20 protein-coding genes and 1 tRNA gene are annotated in these 16,472 nt (G+C 72.4%); 8 read left to right on the top strand and 13 right to left on the bottom strand.

Annotation, left to right across the window (positions count from 1 at the left end):
• Positions 1 to 430, bottom strand: a 430-nt coding sequence (locus NUH29_RS11325) for an NAD(P)H-hydrate epimerase (RefSeq protein ID WP_308445773.1), incomplete at its 3' end; no start/stop codon positions are given.
• Between the two features lie 100 nt (positions 431 to 530).
• Between NUH29_RS11325 and nucS the strand changes: the two genes are divergently transcribed.
• Together nucS and NUH29_RS11315 are read left to right on the top strand one after the other, a co-directional pair.
• Complete coding sequence (gene nucS / locus NUH29_RS11320) at positions 531 to 1,226, top strand: endonuclease NucS (RefSeq protein ID WP_258799243.1); 696 nt, start codon at positions 531 to 533, stop codon at positions 1,224 to 1,226.
• A 14-nt stretch (positions 1,227 to 1,240) separates the two neighbouring features.
• Positions 1,241 to 1,900 (top strand): HAD hydrolase-like protein, encoded by a 660-nt coding sequence (locus tag NUH29_RS11315; RefSeq protein WP_258799242.1) that lies wholly within the window; start codon positions 1,241 to 1,243, stop codon positions 1,898 to 1,900.
• Positions 1,901 to 1,910: 10 nt separating this feature from the next.
• Here NUH29_RS11315 and NUH29_RS11310 read toward each other — a convergent pair whose 3' ends face one another.
• The 9 genes from NUH29_RS11310 to NUH29_RS11270 all read right to left on the bottom strand — a co-directional run bounded on the left by NUH29_RS11310 (position 1,911) and on the right by NUH29_RS11270 (position 9,533).
• Positions 1,911 to 2,951: an NAD(P)/FAD-dependent oxidoreductase gene (locus NUH29_RS11310; protein WP_258799241.1), complete on the bottom strand. Its 1,041-nt coding sequence runs from the start codon at positions 2,949 to 2,951 to the stop codon at positions 1,911 to 1,913.
• The gene (locus NUH29_RS11305; protein ID WP_258799239.1) at positions 2,948 to 3,487 is read right to left on the bottom strand and encodes an isoprenylcysteine carboxyl methyltransferase family protein; all 540 of its coding nucleotides are present in this window, start codon (positions 3,485 to 3,487) and stop codon (positions 2,948 to 2,950) included. The genes NUH29_RS11310 and NUH29_RS11305 overlap by 4 nt, the downstream gene beginning before the upstream one ends.
• Entirely contained in the window at positions 3,484 to 3,693 is a 210-nt protein-coding gene (locus tag NUH29_RS11300) for a 3-oxoacyl-[acyl-carrier-protein] synthase III C-terminal domain-containing protein (protein ID WP_258799237.1), read from the bottom strand. The genes NUH29_RS11305 and NUH29_RS11300 overlap by 4 nt, the downstream gene beginning before the upstream one ends.
• Entirely contained in the window at positions 3,690 to 4,595 is a 906-nt protein-coding gene (locus tag NUH29_RS11295) for a type III polyketide synthase (RefSeq protein ID WP_258799236.1), read from the bottom strand. The genes NUH29_RS11300 and NUH29_RS11295 overlap by 4 nt, the downstream gene beginning before the upstream one ends.
• A gap of 54 nt (positions 4,596 to 4,649) precedes the next feature.
• On the bottom strand, positions 4,650 to 5,120 hold the full coding sequence (locus tag NUH29_RS11290; protein ID WP_258799235.1) for a rhodanese-like domain-containing protein: 471 nt from the start codon (positions 5,118 to 5,120) through the stop codon (positions 4,650 to 4,652).
• 85 nt (positions 5,121 to 5,205) lie between these two features.
• A complete protein-coding gene (locus tag NUH29_RS11285; protein WP_258799234.1) occupies positions 5,206 to 5,901 on the bottom strand; it encodes a hypothetical protein in 696 nt (231 codons plus the stop codon).
• 54 nt (positions 5,902 to 5,955) lie between these two features.
• Positions 5,956 to 7,392, bottom strand: a complete 1,437-nt coding sequence (locus NUH29_RS11280; RefSeq protein ID WP_258799233.1) for an LLM class flavin-dependent oxidoreductase — start codon at positions 7,390 to 7,392, stop codon at positions 5,956 to 5,958.
• A gap of 113 nt (positions 7,393 to 7,505) precedes the next feature.
• The gene (locus NUH29_RS11275; RefSeq protein ID WP_258799232.1) at positions 7,506 to 8,606 is read right to left on the bottom strand and encodes a hypothetical protein; all 1,101 of its coding nucleotides are present in this window, start codon (positions 8,604 to 8,606) and stop codon (positions 7,506 to 7,508) included.
• A gap of 99 nt (positions 8,607 to 8,705) precedes the next feature.
• Entirely contained in the window at positions 8,706 to 9,533 is an 828-nt protein-coding gene (locus NUH29_RS11270; protein WP_258799231.1) for a hypothetical protein, read from the bottom strand.
• Positions 9,534 to 9,748: 215 nt separating this feature from the next.
• Between NUH29_RS11270 and NUH29_RS11265 the strand changes: the two genes are divergently transcribed.
• Together NUH29_RS11265 and NUH29_RS11260 are read left to right on the top strand one after the other, a co-directional pair.
• Positions 9,749 to 10,324: a PadR family transcriptional regulator gene (locus NUH29_RS11265; protein ID WP_373317454.1), complete on the top strand. Its 576-nt coding sequence runs from the start codon at positions 9,749 to 9,751 to the stop codon at positions 10,322 to 10,324.
• A 167-nt stretch (positions 10,325 to 10,491) separates the two neighbouring features.
• Positions 10,492 to 10,929 (top strand): iron chaperone, encoded by a 438-nt coding sequence (locus NUH29_RS11260; protein WP_258799229.1) that lies wholly within the window; start codon positions 10,492 to 10,494, stop codon positions 10,927 to 10,929.
• Between the two features lies 1 nt (position 10,930).
• On the opposite strand, the gene NUH29_RS11255 is transcribed toward NUH29_RS11260, so the two are convergent.
• Positions 10,931 to 11,911, bottom strand: a complete 981-nt coding sequence (locus NUH29_RS11255) for a tocopherol cyclase family protein (protein WP_258799225.1) — start codon at positions 11,909 to 11,911, stop codon at positions 10,931 to 10,933.
• Positions 11,912 to 11,921: 10 nt separating this feature from the next.
• Entirely contained in the window at positions 11,922 to 12,401 is a 480-nt protein-coding gene (locus NUH29_RS11250) for an ATP-dependent zinc protease family protein (protein ID WP_258799224.1), read from the bottom strand.
• A 26-nt stretch (positions 12,402 to 12,427) separates the two neighbouring features.
• Here NUH29_RS11250 and NUH29_RS11245 point away from each other — a divergent pair, with 26 nt between their 5' ends.
• A complete protein-coding gene (locus tag NUH29_RS11245) occupies positions 12,428 to 13,621 on the top strand; it encodes a RimK family alpha-L-glutamate ligase (protein ID WP_258799223.1) in 1,194 nt (397 codons plus the stop codon).
• Between the two features lie 46 nt (positions 13,622 to 13,667).
• Here NUH29_RS11245 and NUH29_RS11240 read toward each other — a convergent pair.
• Positions 13,668 to 13,754: transfer RNA gene (locus NUH29_RS11240), tRNA-Leu, on the bottom strand.
• Positions 13,755 to 13,976: 222 nt separating this feature from the next.
• Here NUH29_RS11240 and NUH29_RS11235 point away from each other — a divergent pair.
• From NUH29_RS11235 to NUH29_RS11225, 3 genes are read left to right on the top strand one after another with little or no spacing between them, the layout of a single operon-like run.
• Positions 13,977 to 14,678 (top strand): FHA domain-containing protein, encoded by a 702-nt coding sequence (locus NUH29_RS11235; RefSeq protein ID WP_258799222.1) that lies wholly within the window; start codon positions 13,977 to 13,979, stop codon positions 14,676 to 14,678.
• A complete protein-coding gene (locus NUH29_RS11230; RefSeq protein WP_258799221.1) occupies positions 14,675 to 15,202 on the top strand; it encodes an FHA domain-containing protein FhaB/FipA in 528 nt (175 codons plus the stop codon). Before NUH29_RS11235 ends, NUH29_RS11230 begins: the two co-directional genes overlap by 4 nt.
• Positions 15,203 to 15,206: 4 nt before the next feature.
• Entirely contained in the window at positions 15,207 to 16,457 is a 1,251-nt protein-coding gene (locus NUH29_RS11225; protein WP_258799220.1) for a PP2C family protein-serine/threonine phosphatase, read from the top strand.
• Positions 16,458 to 16,472 lie beyond the last annotated feature (15 nt).

Genomic DNA, 16,472 nt, shown 5'->3' with positions numbered 1-16,472 from the left:
CGACCGCAGCCGCGGCCGGGTCGCGGGGCCTGCCGGTCGCGCCGATGCCGACGATCCCGTCGAGGACCGCGTCCGCCGCGGCGACAGCCCCCAGGAACTCGGGTCCGTGCGGGGCGTCGTCGATGCGGGTCGCCCCCGCCGCGAGCGCGGCGACCTCGCCCTCGCGATGCACCCGGGACCCGAGGGGCACGTAGTCGACGTCGGCGCCGCGCCCCGCGAGCACGGCGCCGGCGTGGAGGGTGTCGCCGCCGTTGTCGCCCGACCCCACGAACAGCAGCACCCGCGCCTCGTGCACGGGCACGCCGCGCGCGCTCAGCTCGGCGGAGACGGCGTCGGCGAGCCCCGCGGCCGCGCGCGCCATGAGCGGCACCCCGGCGGCGAGCAGCGGCGCCTCCGCCGCCCGCACCTCATCCGCCGTGTACCCGCGCACGCCCCCATTGTGCGCGCAGACATGTCTGCGCCCCCGCAGACACCCGCACGCGGGTGTCCCTCCGGCCCGAGACATGTCTGCACCCACCTAGACTCGACGGGTGCGTCTCGTGGTGGCCCGATGCTCGGTGGATTACGCCGGGCGGCTCTCGGCGCACCTGCCGCTCGCGACCCGCCTGCTCGTGGTGAAGGCCGACGGATCGGTGCTCGTGCACTCCGACTCGCTGAGCTACAAGCCCCTCAACTGGATGAGCCCGCCCACCACGTTCACCCTCGACGAGGTCGACGAGGAGCGCGCCGCCGCCGGAGTCGTCGAGCTGTGGCGCGTCGCCAACCCGAAGACCGCCGACCTGCTCGTGATCTCCATCCACGAGATCCTGCACGACTCGAGCCACGAGCTCGGCGTCGACCCGGGACTGCAGAAGGACGGCGTCGAGGCGGACCTGCAGCGCCTGCTCGCCGAGCAGATCGAGCTGCTGGGGGAGGGGCACACCCTCGTGCGGCGCGAGTACATGACCGCGATCGGCCCCGTCGACATCCTCGCGAAGGATCCGGACGGCGCGAGCGTCGCCGTCGAGATCAAGCGGCGCGGCGACATCGACGGCGTCGAGCAGCTGACCCGCTACCTCGAGCTCATGAACCGCGACCCGCTGCTCGCCCCGGTCACGGGCGTCTTCGCCGCCCAGGAGATCAAGCCGCAGGCGCGCACCCTCGCCGAGGATCGCGGCATCCGCTGCCTGCTGCTCGACTACGACACCATGCGCGGCCTCGAGACCGGTCACGCGCGGCTGTTCTGACCCCCGAGAGACACATGACCCCCCGCCCCACCGCCGTGCTGTTCGACCTGGACGGCACCATCGTCGACTCGGCGCCCGGCATCCTGTCGACCCTCGCCTACACCTACGAGCACCTCCGGATGCCGGTGCCGCCCGTCGAGGAGCTCATGAAGTGGATCGGGCCGCCGATCCTCGAATCGTTCCGCGACTTCGCGGGACTCGACGAGGACGAGTCGCGCTACGCCCTCGCGATCTACCGCGAGCGCTACCGCGAGGTCGGCGTCTTCGAGGCGAGCGCGTATCCGGGGGTGCCGGAGGCGATCCGCGTGATCCAGCGGGCCGGCCTCCCGATCTCGCTCGCCACCTCGAAGCCCGAGTCGGCGGCGCACGCGATCCTCGACCGCATCCGGCTCTCCGACGCGTTCACCGAGATCACGGGCGCCTCGGAGGACGAGACCCGCAGCGACAAGGCGGATGTCGTGGCGGAGGCGCTGCGGCGTCTCGCGGCCCGCGGCGTCGACGTGCGCACGCGCCCCCTCATGATCGGCGACCGGGTGCACGACGTGGAGGGCGCCGCCGAGCACCTGGTGCCGACGATCTTCGTGGGCTGGGGCTACGGTGCGCCGGAGGAGGCGGAGGGGGCGGTCGCGGTCGTCGAGACCGCCGGGGAGCTGCTCGCCGCGCTCGGCCTCTGAGCGGGGGTCGTCAGCGCGCGATCCGCTCCACCGCCCGCGCGTAGAGCCCGGGGAACCGCGCGGCCGTCGGCACGACGAGACCGCGCAGGGGCGACGACGCGACGCGCACGAGCCGCTCGGTCATCACCCGGAACTCGCGCGTCGTGGCGAGCCACTCGCGCTCGTAGCGCGCGGCGTCCTGCGCCCGGATCGCCTGCACGGCGAGACCCGCCTGCGCGAAACCGATCCGCAGCCCCTCGGCGGTGAGGGCGTCGACGTAGCCGGATGCGTCGCCGACGAGCAGCGTGCGCCCCCGGGTCCGGGCGCGCGTGCGCTGCCGGAACGGCCCCGCGCCGCGGAGCCCGCTCGCGGGGGTCGCGCCGTCCAGTCGCTCGCGCAGCCGGGGCGCGCGGGCGAGGGCGTCGTCGAAGCGGATGCCGCGGCGGGCGAGCAGGGCGACGCCGACGAGCCCGTCCGCCAACGGCGTGACGTAGAACTCGCCGTCGGCCACCCAGTGCACCTCGACCAGATCGGTCCACGCCTGGATGCGGTAGTGGCGGCGCTGGCCGTAGCGGCGACCCCGCGCCGGCTCGGGGACGGCGAGGTCGAGCGCGCGCGCGACCGGGGAGTGCAGTCCGTCGGCGCCGACGGCCCAGTCCGCGCGCAGGGTCCGGCCGTCCGAGGTGCGCACGACGACCCCGTCTTCGCCGCTGCGCACCTCCTCCGCGCGGGCCGCACGCCGCCGCACGCCGAGCTGCTCGGCCCGCTCGAGCAGCGCGCGATGGAGCTCCGTCCGCCGCACCCCGAACCCGGGCCCGCGGGCGAAGCGGTGCTGCACGGATCGTCGGTCGTCGCGGTAGTCGATGCCGGAGATGGGCACGGCGCGCGGTGCGATGCCGAGCCGACCGAACACGGCGCCCGCACCGGGCATCACACCCTCCCCGCAGGCCTTGTCGATCACGCCCTCCCGCGGCTCGACGACGAGTGCGTCGATGCCGACCAGGCGCGCCTCGATGGCCGTCGCGAGCCCCACGGGCCCGCCTCCCACCACGAGCAGCTCCGCGTCGCTCACGACGCCCCCGGTTCACGCGGCGCCGCCGCCGCGAGCGCGCGCTCCTCGGTCGGGATGCGGAACCCGAGCAGCAGCACCGCGTTCAGCACCGTGAACACCACGGCCGTGATCCACGCGGTGTGCACGAGGGGCAGCGCGACGCCCTCGATCGCGACGATCCAGTAGTTCGGATGCCGCAGCCAGGCCCAGCGGTAGGGACCCCGCCGCGAGAGGGGCATCCCGGGGACGACGATCACGCGCGTGTTCCACTGCCGCCCGAGCGAGGCGATGACCCAGTAGCGGCCCGCCTGGCACGCGAGCGCGACGACGAGCATCGGCCAGCCGAGCCACGGCAGGAAGGGGTGCCCCAGCAGCCACACCTCGGCGAGGCATCCGAGCAGCATCCCGGTGTGCAGCAGCACCATCGCCGGGAAGTGGCGACGACCCGACTCGACGCCGCCCCGCGCCGCGGCCCACGCCGCGTTCCGTCGCGAGATGACGAGTTCGACGACCCGCTCGCCACCGGTGGCGAGGATGAGCAGCGTGTACGCGATCATCGCCACTCCAACAGCACGCACTCCGCGGTGACCCCCGGGCCCACCGCGAAGAGCACGCCGCGGGTGCCCGGCGCCTGCACGAGCGCCTCCTCGAGCAGGAAGAGCACCGATGCGCTCGAGAGGTTGCCGACCTCGGCGAGCGAGCGCCGGCTGGCCTCGAGCTGCGCATCGCCGAGCCCGAGCGCCCGCGCGAACGCGTCGATCACCTTCGGGCCGCCCGGATGCGCGATCCGAACGCGTCGATCACCTTCGGGCCGCCCGGATGCGCGATCCACAGGTCGACGTCGGTGCGGTCGAGCCCGTGCTCGCCGAGCAGGCCGTCGACTCCGGCCGCGATGTGCCTCTCGACCGCCGCCGGAACCTCGGCCGACAGCACGATGCGGAACCCGGTCGCACCCACCTCCCAGCCGATCGCGTTCACCGTGTCCGGGTAGAGGGCGCTCCGGCTGCCGACGATCTCGGGGCCGAGGGGGGCTGCGTCCGCGGCGAGCGCCTCGCCCCGACGATCCCCGACGAGCACCGCGGCCGCCGCCCCGTCGCCGAAGAGCCCGGTCGCCACCAGATTCCCCACCGAGGCGTCGTCGCGTTGCAGGGTCAGCGAGCAGAGCTCGACCGAGATCAGCAAGCCGACGTCGTCCGGGTGGCCGACGAGGTAGTCGGCGACCCGGGCCAGGCCCGCGGCGCCCGCGACGCATCCGAGCCCGAACGACGGCAGGCGCTTGACGTCGGCGCGCATGCCGAGCGCCGGAACGAGGGCGGCGTCGAGCGACGGGGCCGACACCCCGGTCACGGAGGTGAAGAGCAGGAAGTCGACCTCGTCGGGTGCGAGACCCGCCCGGTCGAGTGCGCGCGTCGCGGCCTCCGCGGCGAGGGCGGTGCCCTCGCGGATCCAGGCGTCGTTCGCGGCGCCGAAGTCGCCGAGGTCGCGGTAGGCGGCGAGGGGCAGTGCGGTGCGCCGGGTGCGTACGCCCGCGGATGCGTGGAGGCGCTCGAGCAGGGCGCGCTGCGCCGGGTCCGCGGTCACGAGCGGGCCCAGCTCGGCCGCGATCGCCTCCTGGCTGGAGGCGTGCTCGGGGAGCACAGGGGCGACGGATGCGATGCGCGGCATCTCCGAAACGCTACGCGTGCGACCGGGCGCGGTCGAGGGGGTTGCGCCGCGGGCTCAGCAGCCGCAGTCGTCGAGCGCCACCGGGCCGACCAGCGCGTCGACGCCGCGGATCACGGGGCCGGCGTCCGACTCGACGTCGTAGCCCTCGCGCGCCCAGTACTCGAAGCCGCCGATCATCAGGCGCACCTCGTAGCCGAGCTTCGCGAACTCGAGCGCCGCCTTGTCGGCGCCGTTACACCCGGGGCTCCAGCAGTAGACGACGACCGGGGTGTCGAGCGGGATCTCGGCGGGCGCGCGGTCGGCGACCTCCAGCCGGGGCATGTGGATCGCGCCCGCCGCGTGCCCCTGGTGCCACGAGGCGTGGTTGCGGGTGTCGACCAGCACGAGGCGCTCACCCGCGGCGAGGGCGGCGGCGACGTCCGAGGCGTCGGTCTCGAAGCGCAGCTTGGCGGCGAAGTGGGCGATCGCCGCTTCGCGCTCGACGGTCGTGAGCGGCGAGACGGATGCGGTGCGCGTGTCGGTCATGCCCCGACGCTAGCCGCCGACCACCCCGCGCTCCCCGTCCGCATCCGACAGGTCTCCACGAGTTCCCGCCATCTCGGCGGCGGGATCACATCGCGTCGCCGTGGCAGGCGGTGTACACGTCCACGTCCGGTCCGACATCCGCCGAATCGGGGAACCGCGGGACCCACCCGTAGCCCTGTTCGTACACCGACGCGATCTGCTCATCGCGACTGGGGAGCGGGTCCTGCTGTGCGCCGTGGGCCTCGAGACACGCGATGAGGAACTCACTCGCGAAGTCCCACAGCCACCCGCCGCCCGCGCTCCCGTCGAGCGGACGATCGGGGTAGGCCGACGAGGTGCACGCGAACACCTCTTCGTACGCGTCCGGCGGGTACGACATCTCGACGCCGCTCGGGTTCCCCTCGGAGTCGGCACCGACGGACAGCCGGGCACCCGCTTCGACCAGGCATCGGTTCACGTCGGATTCCAGGTCGAGATGATCCTCCGCGGTCGACCAGTGCACGAAGGCCGTCTGGGGCGGGACGGCGTCCGGGTGCGACGCGAGCACTCCCTCCCAGGCGCGGTCCGTCGATGCCGCCAGCCGGGCGGTCTCGACCGCGGCGTCGGTGTACGGCACCGGCGCGGGGCGCTCCCCGTGCTCGTCGACGAAGGCACCGAAAGCGGCATCCCAGTCGACCTCGGCATCGACGACGTCCGGGGTGGGCGTCGCAGTCGCGGTTGCGGCGCACCCGCTCAGCAGGAGGGCGGACGCGAGCGCGACCCCGAGCAGAGGGAATCTCATGAGCCGACGGTACCGGCGCGACGGACGACCGGCAACGCGCCCGCCCGCGCGGGGCTACACCCCGACGGCGGCGCGCTCCGAGGTGGTGGCGACGGCCGTGGAGAGGTCGCCGCCGATCCGGTAGCGCGAGCCCTGGTGGTCGTCCGGAAGCCGGTCGCCCGCGCCGTGCAGCTTGTGCCGCAGCGTGCCGTCGACGTAGGAGGTCGGGTAGGCGCCCCGCCGCTGCAGCTCGGGGACGATGAAATCGACGATGTCCTCGAAGGTGCCGGGCGTGATCGCGTAGGCGAGGTTGAACCCGTCCACGTCGGTGTAGTCCACCCAGTCCTGCAGACGGTCGGCGATCGTCGACGCGCCCCCGACGAACGTCGGCCCGAGGCCGCCGATCGCGCCGCCCACGGCGATGTCCCGCACCGTGAACTCCTCGCCGTTCGCCGCCGACTCCTCGTAGTTCTGGATCACGGAGCGGATCGCGTTCGACTCGACGTTGCCGACCGGTTCGTCGAGCGCGTACTGCGCCAGGTCGATCCCCATCCACCCCGACATGAACACGAGGGCGCCCTCGGGGGAGGCGTACCGCAGATAGTCCCGGTACTTCGCCTCGGCCTTCTCATCCGTCTCGTCGGTCACGATCGTGATGAGCGTGTAGATGCGCGCCGCGTAGCGGTCGCGCCCTGCCGCCTCGAGCGCGTCGCGGATGCGCGCGACCGTCGACTTCAGCACCTCCTTCGTGGGCGCCGCCACGAAGATCGCCTCGGCGTTGCCCGCCGCGAACGCGATCCCGCGGGGCGAGGCGCCCGCCTGGTAGATCACGGGGGAGCGCTGCGGCGACGGCTCGGTGATCGCGATCCCCGGCACGGTGTAGTGCTTCCCGGCGTGCCGGATCTCGTGCACCTTCTCGGGGCGGGTGAACACACCCGTCTCGCGATCGCGCACGACGGCGTCGTCCTCCCACGACCCCTCCCACAGCTTGTAGAGCACCTCGAGGTACTCGTCGGCCTGGTCGTAGCGGTCGTCGTGCTCGAGCTGGTCGTCGTGTCCGAGGTTCCGGGCGGCGCTCGGCAGGTAGCCGGTGACGACGTTCCAGCCCACGCGTCCCTTGGTGAGGTGGTCGAGCGTCGCCATGCGCCGGGCGAACGGGTACGGATGCTCGTACGCGGTTCCCGCGGTCACCCCGAATCCGAGGTGCGTCGTGACCGCGGCCATCGCCGACACGAGCAGCACGGGGTCGTTCACCGGCACCTGCGCGCCGTTGCGGATGGCAGCCTCGTTGGTGCCGCCGTAGACGTCGTAGGTGCCCAGCACATCCGCGATGAACACCCCGTCGAAGGTGCCCCGCTCGAGCAGCCGGGCGAGGCCCGTCCAGTACTCGATGTCCTTGTAGCTGGCGGAACGGTCGTCGGGATGCCGCCACATCCCGGAGGACTGGTGGGCGACGCAGTTCATGTCGAACGCGTTGAAACGGATCTGGCGAGGCGGGGTCTGCTCGGTCACCCGTGCATGCTGCCCCGCCCGGCGGGCCCGCGTCGAGGTGCCCGGTCACACACGGTCACCGCGGGTCACACGGTGTCACAGTGACACCGCGCGACCCGCGGTGGACGGGGTGCTCAGCGCCGACGGGCGACCGTGCGGCCGACCAGCACGACGCCGGCGGCCAGCAGCAGCACGGCCAGGGCGAGCGCGGTCATGCCGCCCTCGACTCCGGTCGCCGCGAGCCGGATGTCGCCGTCCGACGCCAGGGTCGTCCCGCCACCGTCACCGGGGTCGTCGGTGGCGGGGTCGTCGCCCGGGTCGTCACCGGGGTCGTCACCGGGGTCGTCACCCGGATCCTCGCCGACGGTCGTGCCCGAGCCGCCGGTCGAGGCGTCCCCGAGCACCGAGATGGCGTTGCCGCCGAGCGTCACCGGGAGTCCCAGGTCGGTCAGCAGCTGCGTACCCCCGAGGATCCCGTCCGTTCCGCTCGTCGACCCCTCCTGGTCGCCTGTCGAGCCTCCCGAACCGGATGCGGTGCCCGCGCCGTCACTCGACGCGTCCCCCAGCACCGAGATGGCGTTCCCGCCGAGCGTCACCGGCGCTCCGACCCCCGCGAGGATCTGGCTTCCGCCGAGGATGCTGTCGAGCCCGCCGGTGCTGCCGGCCGAGCCGCCGGTCGACCCGGTCCCCGCGCTCGTGTCCGAGCCGGAGGTCGACGCATCGCCGAGCACCGAGATGGAGTTGCCCCCCAGGGTCACGGGAGCGCCGACTCCGGCGCCCACCTGCGATCCGGACAGCGTGCCGTCGGTTCCGTCGGTGGTGCCGGAGGCGCCGGCCGAGCCCCCCGACCCGGCCGGCGCGGTCCCGGAACCGGAGCTCGACGCGTCGCCGAGCACCGAGATGGCGTTCCCGCCGAGCGTGACGGGAAGCCCGAGGTCGGCGAGCACCTGCGTGCCGCCCGCCACCGAGTCCGACCCGCTCGTGGCGCCCGAGGGGGTCGATCCCCCCGACGACGAGCTGGTCGAGGCGCCCGAGCTGTGGGCGTCGCCGAGCACCGAGATGGCGTTCCCGCCGAGCTGCACGGGCAGCTCGATGCCGAGGATGCCCTGCGTGCCCGAGGCCACGCCGTCCTGCCCGGAGGTTCCGCTGTCGGCGTGCGCGACGCCGACTCCGAGGGCCATGAAGCCCCCCGTGACGAGGACTGTCCACAGTCCACGCGAGACGTACTTGTTCATGATTCCGGCTCCTTCGCCTGATCGATCGACGTCGCGTCCGGTTGGGCGCGGCGGAACGTGGTCCTCCCGTTGCGGTGCAGCGGGCGGACTCGTCCCTCGTCAGTCGGGCGAGGTGTCGGTGCCGTAGACGGGCGATGGAGGCGCCCGGAGGATCGCGGGGCGCAGTCGCCCTCGCGCGAGAAGAAGCAGGAGACCGGCGCCGAGCACGGCGGCTGCGGCGCCGATCGGCGCGCCTCCCGCCGTGACTGCGGAGGCGGGCGCGATGTCGCCCGGAGCGCTCACGGGCCCCTCGGTGAGGCCCTCGGCGCCGGCCACGATGGTCGCTGCGGCCTGCGGCAGGTGCGCGAGCACCGTGTCGGCGGCCAGTTCGGAGGCCCGGAAGACCCCGACGATCCCCGAGATCGCGGGGCTCGGGGTGGTGCCGTCGCCCGCTCCGACGCCGTCGCCGGCCCCGTCGCCCGAGCCCGGGCGGGGGGTGCCGACGACGTCGACGAGGGTGTCGTCGACGGTCGAGGTCACCGGGTCGACGACGCTCCCGACGGGCGTGTCGCCGAGCACATCGCCGACGATCGGCAGGGAGCCCACGGTGTCTCCCGCGATCCCGTCCACGAGGTCGGCCACCGGTGTCACCACGGCGGACACGGGGGCGCTGTCGACGACCGATCCGACGACGTCGCCGACGATCGGCACCTCGCGCACCGCGGGAAGGCTCGGCACGACGGGTTCGACGACCGTGGTGACGGTCGAGACCGTCGTGTCGACGACCCCGCCGAGCAGCCCGTGGCCGTCGTCGGCATGGGCGGGCTGGGGAGCGAGGAGCACCATGAGGCCGACTCCGACCAGTGACGCGGCGCCGATCAGGGCGCTGCGCCAGATGTGTCGTTCGTGGATGACAGCGTCGCTCACGACGCCGTCGGCCGGCTCCATGACCTCCTCCTCACCATCGAGTCGTAGGGAGGGGCTCGTCACGTCCCCCCGGATGCGCGACACGATACGCCGACACTTGCTCGATTTCCACCATGACTTGCGCGGCGATACTTAACGATATATCGTCGACCTGTCGCGATACCTCGCGATGCATGGTCAATGAAAGGAGAACGATCATGAACCCGAAGGCTTTCCGACGCCACGAGCGTGACGCCATGTTCCACCACGACCCCACCGACCCCGCCGCGCACGGCCCCCACGCCGAGTGGGGTGCACACTCCCCCCTGCGCGGCATGCCGCCGTTCGGCCCCGGTTTCGGCCCCGGCCCCTGGGGCGGCCGCGGCAGGGGTCGCGCCGGGCGCGGAGACATCCGCGCCGTCATCCTCTCGGTGCTCTCCGAGGCGCCCTCGAACGGCTACAGCATCATCAAGACGATCGCCGAGCGCACCGGTGGCGGCTGGCGTCCGAGCCCCGGCTCGGTCTACCCGACGCTCCAGCAGCTCGTCGACGAGGAGCTCATCGAGGCGCAGGGCGAGGGGCGGCGCACCGAGTACGCGCTCACCGAGTCCGGCGAGGCCTACGTGAAGGAGAACGCCGACGAGCTCTCCCGCGCGTGGGAGTCGGGCGCACCCAAGCGCAGCGAGCAGGAGCTGGCGTTCCAGCAGAGCGTGGGCAAGCTCATGGGCGTCGTGGGGCAGTTCCACCACGCCGCCAGCGACGCCCAGCGCGCAGCCGCGATCGAGAAGCTCGACGAGGCGCGCCGGGCGCTGTACCTCATCCTCGCGGACTGAGTCGCCGCCGCATCCGCGTGCCGAGCGGCGGGAGAAACCGCGCCACCGGACGGAGTACCGCACACGCGGCGGGAGTCACTGCTCCCGCCGCGTGACGGTTTCGCCGCCCGTGCCGTCGATCAGGATCGGAGAAGCCCCCATCACGGGCCCCCGCGTAGCCTGACCGCATGGCTGAGACGACGAAGAACACGAGCGCGTTCAACGCGGAGGAGCGCGCCGCGATGAAGGAGCACGCCGCCGAGGTGCGCCGCGCGAAGAAGAGCACCCCCGAAGACGACCTGCAGGCCGTGCTCGACAAGATCGCGGCGATGGATCCCGCGGATCGCGCCCTCGCCGAACGCATCCACGCGGTCGTCACGGCGACGGCGCCGGAACTCGCCCCCAAGCTCTGGTACGGCATGCCCGCCTACTACCTGAACGGCAAGAACGTGCTGTTCTTCCAGGACGCGAAGAAGTTCAAGGCCCGCTACTCGACCCTCGGCTTCAACGACCCCGCGCACCTCGACGACGGCACCATGTGGCCGACCGCCTACGCCCTCACGAACGAGCTGACGGCCGCCGACGAGAAGCGGATCGCCGAACTCGTGACGACGGCCGTCGGCTGACTCAGAGGGCGAGCAGCCCGTCGATGTCGCCGAACACCTCGAGACCCGCGCACTCCGCGACCCCCTCGAGCAGCACCGAGCCGTCCGGCGCCAGATGCCGGAACCGGATGTGGGCGTCGAGCGTCTCCTCGACGCGCTCGTGCTGCGCGGTGCGCAGCGGCGCGTGCAGCAGCCCCCCGCGCACCCGCTCCGCCTCGAGCTCGAGCACGCCGTCGCGACCCTCGACGCTCCACCGCACGCGACTGTCGTCGATCGTCAGCGATCGCTCCCGCGACCGGTTCCAGGTCGCCCAGGTGTGCAGCCGCCCGCTGTGGCGGAACGCGATGATCGTGCCGCGGAACGCGCGGCCCATCCACGGGATGATCGCGACCGAGGCGACGAGCGAGGCATCCGGGTCCGCGTCGACGTGGTTGCTGGCGGCCCACACGTAGCCGGCGGGGAACGATCGCCCCCAGTCCTTCTCGATGTACCCGCGGCCGCCGTCGAACGTCACCCGTTCGCCCTCGACCTCGAGCTCGCCCGCGAGACCGTGCCCGAACGACACGATCCCGTGGAAGCACTCCATCGCGGGCACGTAGCCGTACGGCCCCATGATCCCGGGGGAGGGGAAGGGTACGAGCGCGGAGGTGTACTCGAGTCGGCCGCGCAGCTGCGGCAGGTCGAGGGTCACTCCGCTCGGGTCGAAGCGGTTGCCGCCGATGCTCACGTCGAAGCGCGTGTCGGATGCCGTGAGCGCGTCCACCTCGAAGCGGTGGTACCAGGAGCGCCCGGTCAGCCCGTCGAGCACCTGCACGAAGGCCTCGTCGCGCACCTCGTCGTCGCCGACGCCGCGGAAGACGCCGGGGATCACCGCCCAGCGGTGCGCGCGGTCGGCGCTCAGCAGCTTGATGTACCAGCCCTCGAAGAACGGGGTGCCCGCCCCGCGTCCGTGGAAGGCCTCCGGATGGCGGATGCCGCGCAGGTAGCCGGCGGGGGTGCGCATGCGCCCGACGCTACGCGTCGCCGCGGTTGCGGCGGCGCATCGGGCGCGGCGCGCGATCTCCGAGGAAGGAGCGCGCCGAGTCGACGACGATCCCGCGGCTGAGCGCCTCCCGGCCGATCAGCATCCGGAACCCCATCGCGTCGCGATTCGACAGGGTCACCTCGGCGTCGACCTCGTGCCCGACGAGCAGCAGCCGCATGATCACGACGAAGCGCTCGTCGACGTGCCCCGACGAGCTGCGCACCCGGCGCACGTCGTGCACGGGGCACTCGACGGCGACCTCGTCGGATTCGGACCGCTGCCACGGACGGATGCGGAACCGCACCCACGCGACCCCGTCGCGATCGAACGCCTCGACGTCGTAGGCGTGGATCGACGAGGTCTGGGCGCCCGTGTCGAGCTTGGCCTTGATCCAGGGAACGCCCACACCCGGCAGTTGCACCCATTCGCGCCACCCCGCGAGGGTGTTTGAATGGGTTCTCTCGCTCACCGCACCATCTTGGCAGGCCCTCACCCATGAAACTCGCGATCCTCTCGCGTGCGCCGCGCGCCTACTCGACGCAGCGCCTGCGCACCGCCGCCCAGCAACGCGGGCACGAGGTGCGGGTGCTCAACACGCTCCGTTTCGGCATCGACCTGTCGGGCGACGAACCCGACCTGCAGTACCGCGGCAAGCCGCTGAGCGACTACGACGCGATCCTGCCCCGCATCGGCGCCTCGATCACCTACTTCGGCACGGCCGTGGTGCGCCAGTTCGAGCAGATGGACGTCTACACGCCCAACACCGCCAACGGCATCTCGAACGCACGCGACAAGCTGCGGGCCACCCAGATCCTGTCCCGCCACAACATCGGCATGCCGGCGACCACCTTCGTGCGCAACCGCGCGGATGTGCGCCCCGCGATCGAGCGGGTGGGCGGCGCCCCGGTGGTCATCAAGCTGCTCGAGGGCACCCAGGGCATCGGCGTGATCCTCGCCCCCGAGGTGAAGACGGCCGAGGCGATCATCGAGACGCTGCAGTCGACGAACCAGAACGTGCTGATCCAGCACTTCGTCTCGGAGAGCCGCGGACGCGACATCCGCGCCCTCGTCGTCGGCGACCGCGTGGTGGCGGCGATGCGCCGCACCGCGAAGGGCGACGAGTTCCGTTCCAACGTGCACCGGGGAGGCAGCGTCGAGAGCGTCGAGCTGACCCCCGAGTACGCGCAGGCGGCGGTGCGTTCGGCTCAGATCATGGGCCTGCGCGTGGCGGGCGTCGACATGCTCGAGGGCGACGACGGCCCGCTCGTGATGGAGGTCAACTCCTCGCCCGGCCTCCAGGGCATCGAGGCGGCCACCCAGCTGGATGTCGCGGGCGCCATCATCGACTACATCGCCGGGCAGGTGGCGTTCCCCGAGATCGACGTGCGCCAGCGCCTCTCCGTCTCGACGGGCTACGGCGTCGCCGAGCTGCTCGTGCACACCAACGCCGAGCTCGTCGGCAAGACGCTCGGGGAGTCGGGGCTTTGGGAGCGCGACATCACGGTGCTCACCCTGCACCGCGGCGCGACCGTGATCCCGAACCCGCGCAAGGGCCAGCTGCTCGAGTCCGGCGACCGCCTGCTGTGCTTCGGCAAGCTCGAGGAGATGCGCTCGATGATCCCCGAGCGCCGCCGCCGCCGCGCCAAGGTGCGCAAGCTCCCCGCCGAGCCGATCCCAACGGAGGAGTAGGCACCGACGAGAAAGGCCCCGAACCTCATCGGTCCGGGGCCTCGGGTGGTGCGCGAGGGGGGACTTGAACCCCCACGCCCTTGCGGGCACTGGCACCTGAAGCCAGCGCGTCTGCCAATTCCGCCACTCGCGCGTGCGACCCGCCGGAGCGGATCAGCCAAGCGAGACTACCATGCGGATGCCGTGCGTCCGATCCGCGGAGCCCGGGGGCGCACCGACCGGTCCGCACATCCGAATCACCCTCGCGTACGACACGGCCTCACCCGTCGTCGGACACTCCGGCGGCGTCTGCCGACTACCATCGGAGAGTCCGAGAGAGCCATCAGGTGCCGCAGCGCCTGCCGAGAGGAGACCCTTGGGGATTCTCGACGAATTCGAGAAGGGCTTGGAGCGCGTCGTGGGCGGCGCGTTCGCCAAGACCTTCAAGAGCGGGCTGCAGCCTCTCGAGGTGACCGCGGCCCTGCGCCGGGAGCTCGACACCAAGGCGGCCGTCGTCTCGCGCGACCGGATCCTGGTGCCCAACCGCTTCACCGTGCGGCTGTCGCCGTCCGACCACGAGCGCATGACGGGCCTCGGTCCCGCCCTCGTCGACGAGTTCACGCAGCTCGTGCAGCAGCACGCGACCGCGCAGCACTACTCCTTCGCGGGCGGCATCGACATCCGCCTGCAGCGCGACGAGAGCCTCTCGGCCGGGATCGTGCGCATCGAGTCGGAGAACCTGAAGGGCGAGGTCGCCTGGACCCCGGTGCTCGACATCGCGGGCAAGCGCTACCCGCTGAAGAAGGGTCGCACCGTGATCGGTCGGGGGTCGGATGCCGACATCACCCTCGACGACACCGGCACCTCCCGCAAGCACGTCGAGATCCTGTGGGACGGCACCCGCGGTCAGGTCAACGACCTCGGGTCGACCAACGGCTCCAAGCTCAACGGGCAGCCCGTCACCCAGGCGGTGCTGCAGCCCGACTCGGTGATCGAGATCGGACGCACCCGCATCGTCTTCCGCGTGCTCGCGCAGGCGGCCGAGCTGTCGCGACCCGACGGGGGGAGCGCCCGATGAGCGAGCTGACCCTGCTGGTGCTGCGCATCGGCTTCCTCATCCTGATGTGGGCGTTCGTGTTCATGGTCGTCTACGCCCTGCGCTCCGACCTGTTCGGGCACCGCGCACGCAAGCTGCCCCCGCAGGCCGCCCCCGAGACGTTCCCGGCCACGCCGCTCCCCGTGGCCGTCGCGACTCCCCCGGCGGCCGCCGTCACCGAGCCGGTCCGTGCGCAACCGCACGCGAGCGGCGCCACGCCGCGGCGGCTCGTCATCACCTCCGGGCCCAAGGAGGGCATGGAGATCGAGCTGCCGACCGAGCAGCTGACCATCGGGCGCTCGAGCGAGTCCGGTCTCGTGATCCGCGACGACTACACCTCCACCCACCACGCACGCCTCATGCTGTGGAACGACGAGTGGGTGATCCAAGACCTAGACTCGACCAATGGCACGTTCCTGGACGGATCGCGCGTGACCCTTCCCACCCCCGTGCCGCTCGGCTCCACGGTCACCATCGGCACCACGAGCTTCGAGCTCCGGCGGTAGGCCTGTGGCGACCATCCCCACGAGCGCGGCCGTCTCCCACGTCGGGAAGATCCGCGCGAGCAACCAGGACTCCGGCTACCTCGGCCGGAATCTGTACCTGGTGGCCGACGGGATGGGCGGGCACGCGGGCGGCGACGTCGCGAGCCACATCGCCGCCCAGCGGATCGCCGAGGCCGACCACCCGTACGCCACCCCGGAGGATGCGGTCGCCGCGCTCGAGTCCGCGCTGATCGCCGCGAACGGGCTGCTCGCCGAGACCGTCTTCGACCACAACGAGCTCACCGGCATGGGCACGACCGTGTCGGCCCTGGCGCGCGTGCACGACAAGCTCGCCCTCGCGCACATCGGCGACTCGCGCGTGTACCGCTTCCGGGGCGGCGAGCTCGAGCAGATCACCACCGACCACACCTTCGTGCAGCGTCTGGTCGAGTCGGGCCGCATCACCCCCGAGGAGGCCGCCGTGCACCCCCGCCGGGCGGTGCTCATGCGGGTGCTCGGCGACGTCGACGCCTCCCCCGAGATCGACACGGCGATCCTCGACCTGCAGCCCGGCGACCGCTGGCTGATCTGCTCCGACGGCCTCTCCGGCTACGTCACCGAAGAGAAGATGACCCAGGTGCTCGGCACCATCCGCACCGCGCAGGGCGCGGCGGACCGTCTCGTCAAGGAGAGCCTCGACCACGGCGCGCCCGACAACGTCACGGTGGTGCTCGTCGACATCGACGACTCCGACGGGGCATCCGGCGCCCCGCCGATCTTCGTCGGCTCGGCGGCGCATCCGCTCACCTTCGGCAAGGAGGAGGAGGAGGTGCGGCGCCCCATCCGCCTCCCCACCCTGCTGCTGCACCCGCTCAAGGCGGTGCCGCCGGAGGACGCCCACTTCGAACCGGAGAGCGAGAGCTACCTCGACGAGCTCATCGAGGAGGACCGCCGCCGCGCCATCCGCCGCCGGATCCTGTGGGGCGTCGGGGTGGGCCTCGCCGCGGCGGCCATCGTGCTGGCCGGCTGGCTCGGCTACCGCTGGACCCAGATGCACTACTACGTCGGCGTCGACGGCGGCAACGTCGCCATCTTCCAGGGGGTGCAGCAGTCGATCGGGCCGATCTCGCTGTCGCACGTGTACCAGACCACCTCGATCCCGGTCGACGATCTGCCGACCTACCAGCAGGAGGCCGTCGAGGCGACGATCAGCGCCGACAGCCTGCGCGACGCGCACGACATCGTCGACCGTCTGTCGGCGGCGGCGGGGGATTGACGTGAGCGCCCCGCA

It is taken from the genome of Protaetiibacter mangrovi, from assembly GCF_024752305.1.
Taxonomy (GTDB): Bacteria; Actinomycetota; Actinomycetes; order Actinomycetales; family Microbacteriaceae; genus Homoserinibacter; species Homoserinibacter mangrovi.
Note: the sequence above shows the minus strand (reverse complement) of the source record. Positions and strands in the feature narration are given on the sequence as shown.

What these genes read in the sequence shown, in the direction of transcription:
- NUH29_RS11315 (WP_258799242.1), top strand. Translation starts at nt 1,241, where the DNA reads ATGACCCCCCGCCCCACCGCCGTGCTGTTCGACCTGGACGGCACCATC.
- NUH29_RS11305 (WP_258799239.1), bottom strand. Translation starts at nt 3,487, where the DNA reads ATGATCGCGTACACGCTGCTCATCCTCGCCACCGGTGGCGAGCGGGTC.
- NUH29_RS11295 (WP_258799236.1), bottom strand. Translation starts at nt 4,595, where the DNA reads ATGCCGCGCATCGCATCCGTCGCCCCTGTGCTCCCCGAGCACGCCTCC.
- NUH29_RS11290 (WP_258799235.1), bottom strand. Translation starts at nt 5,120, where the DNA reads ATGACCGACACGCGCACCGCATCCGTCTCGCCGCTCACGACCGTCGAG.
- NUH29_RS11285 (WP_258799234.1), bottom strand. Translation starts at nt 5,901, where the DNA reads ATGAGATTCCCTCTGCTCGGGGTCGCGCTCGCGTCCGCCCTCCTGCTG.
- NUH29_RS11275 (WP_258799232.1), bottom strand. Translation starts at nt 8,606, where the DNA reads ATGAACAAGTACGTCTCGCGTGGACTGTGGACAGTCCTCGTCACGGGG.
- NUH29_RS11270 (WP_258799231.1), bottom strand. Translation starts at nt 9,533, where the DNA reads ATGGAGCCGGCCGACGGCGTCGTGAGCGACGCTGTCATCCACGAACGA.
- NUH29_RS11265 (WP_373317454.1), top strand. Translation starts at nt 9,749, where the DNA reads ATGTTCCACCACGACCCCACCGACCCCGCCGCGCACGGCCCCCACGCC.
- NUH29_RS11260 (WP_258799229.1), top strand. Translation starts at nt 10,492, where the DNA reads ATGGCTGAGACGACGAAGAACACGAGCGCGTTCAACGCGGAGGAGCGC.
- NUH29_RS11255 (WP_258799225.1), bottom strand. Translation starts at nt 11,911, where the DNA reads ATGCGCACCCCCGCCGGCTACCTGCGCGGCATCCGCCATCCGGAGGCC.
- NUH29_RS11245 (WP_258799223.1), top strand. Translation starts at nt 12,428, where the DNA reads ATGAAACTCGCGATCCTCTCGCGTGCGCCGCGCGCCTACTCGACGCAG.
- NUH29_RS11230 (WP_258799221.1), top strand. Translation starts at nt 14,675, where the DNA reads ATGAGCGAGCTGACCCTGCTGGTGCTGCGCATCGGCTTCCTCATCCTG.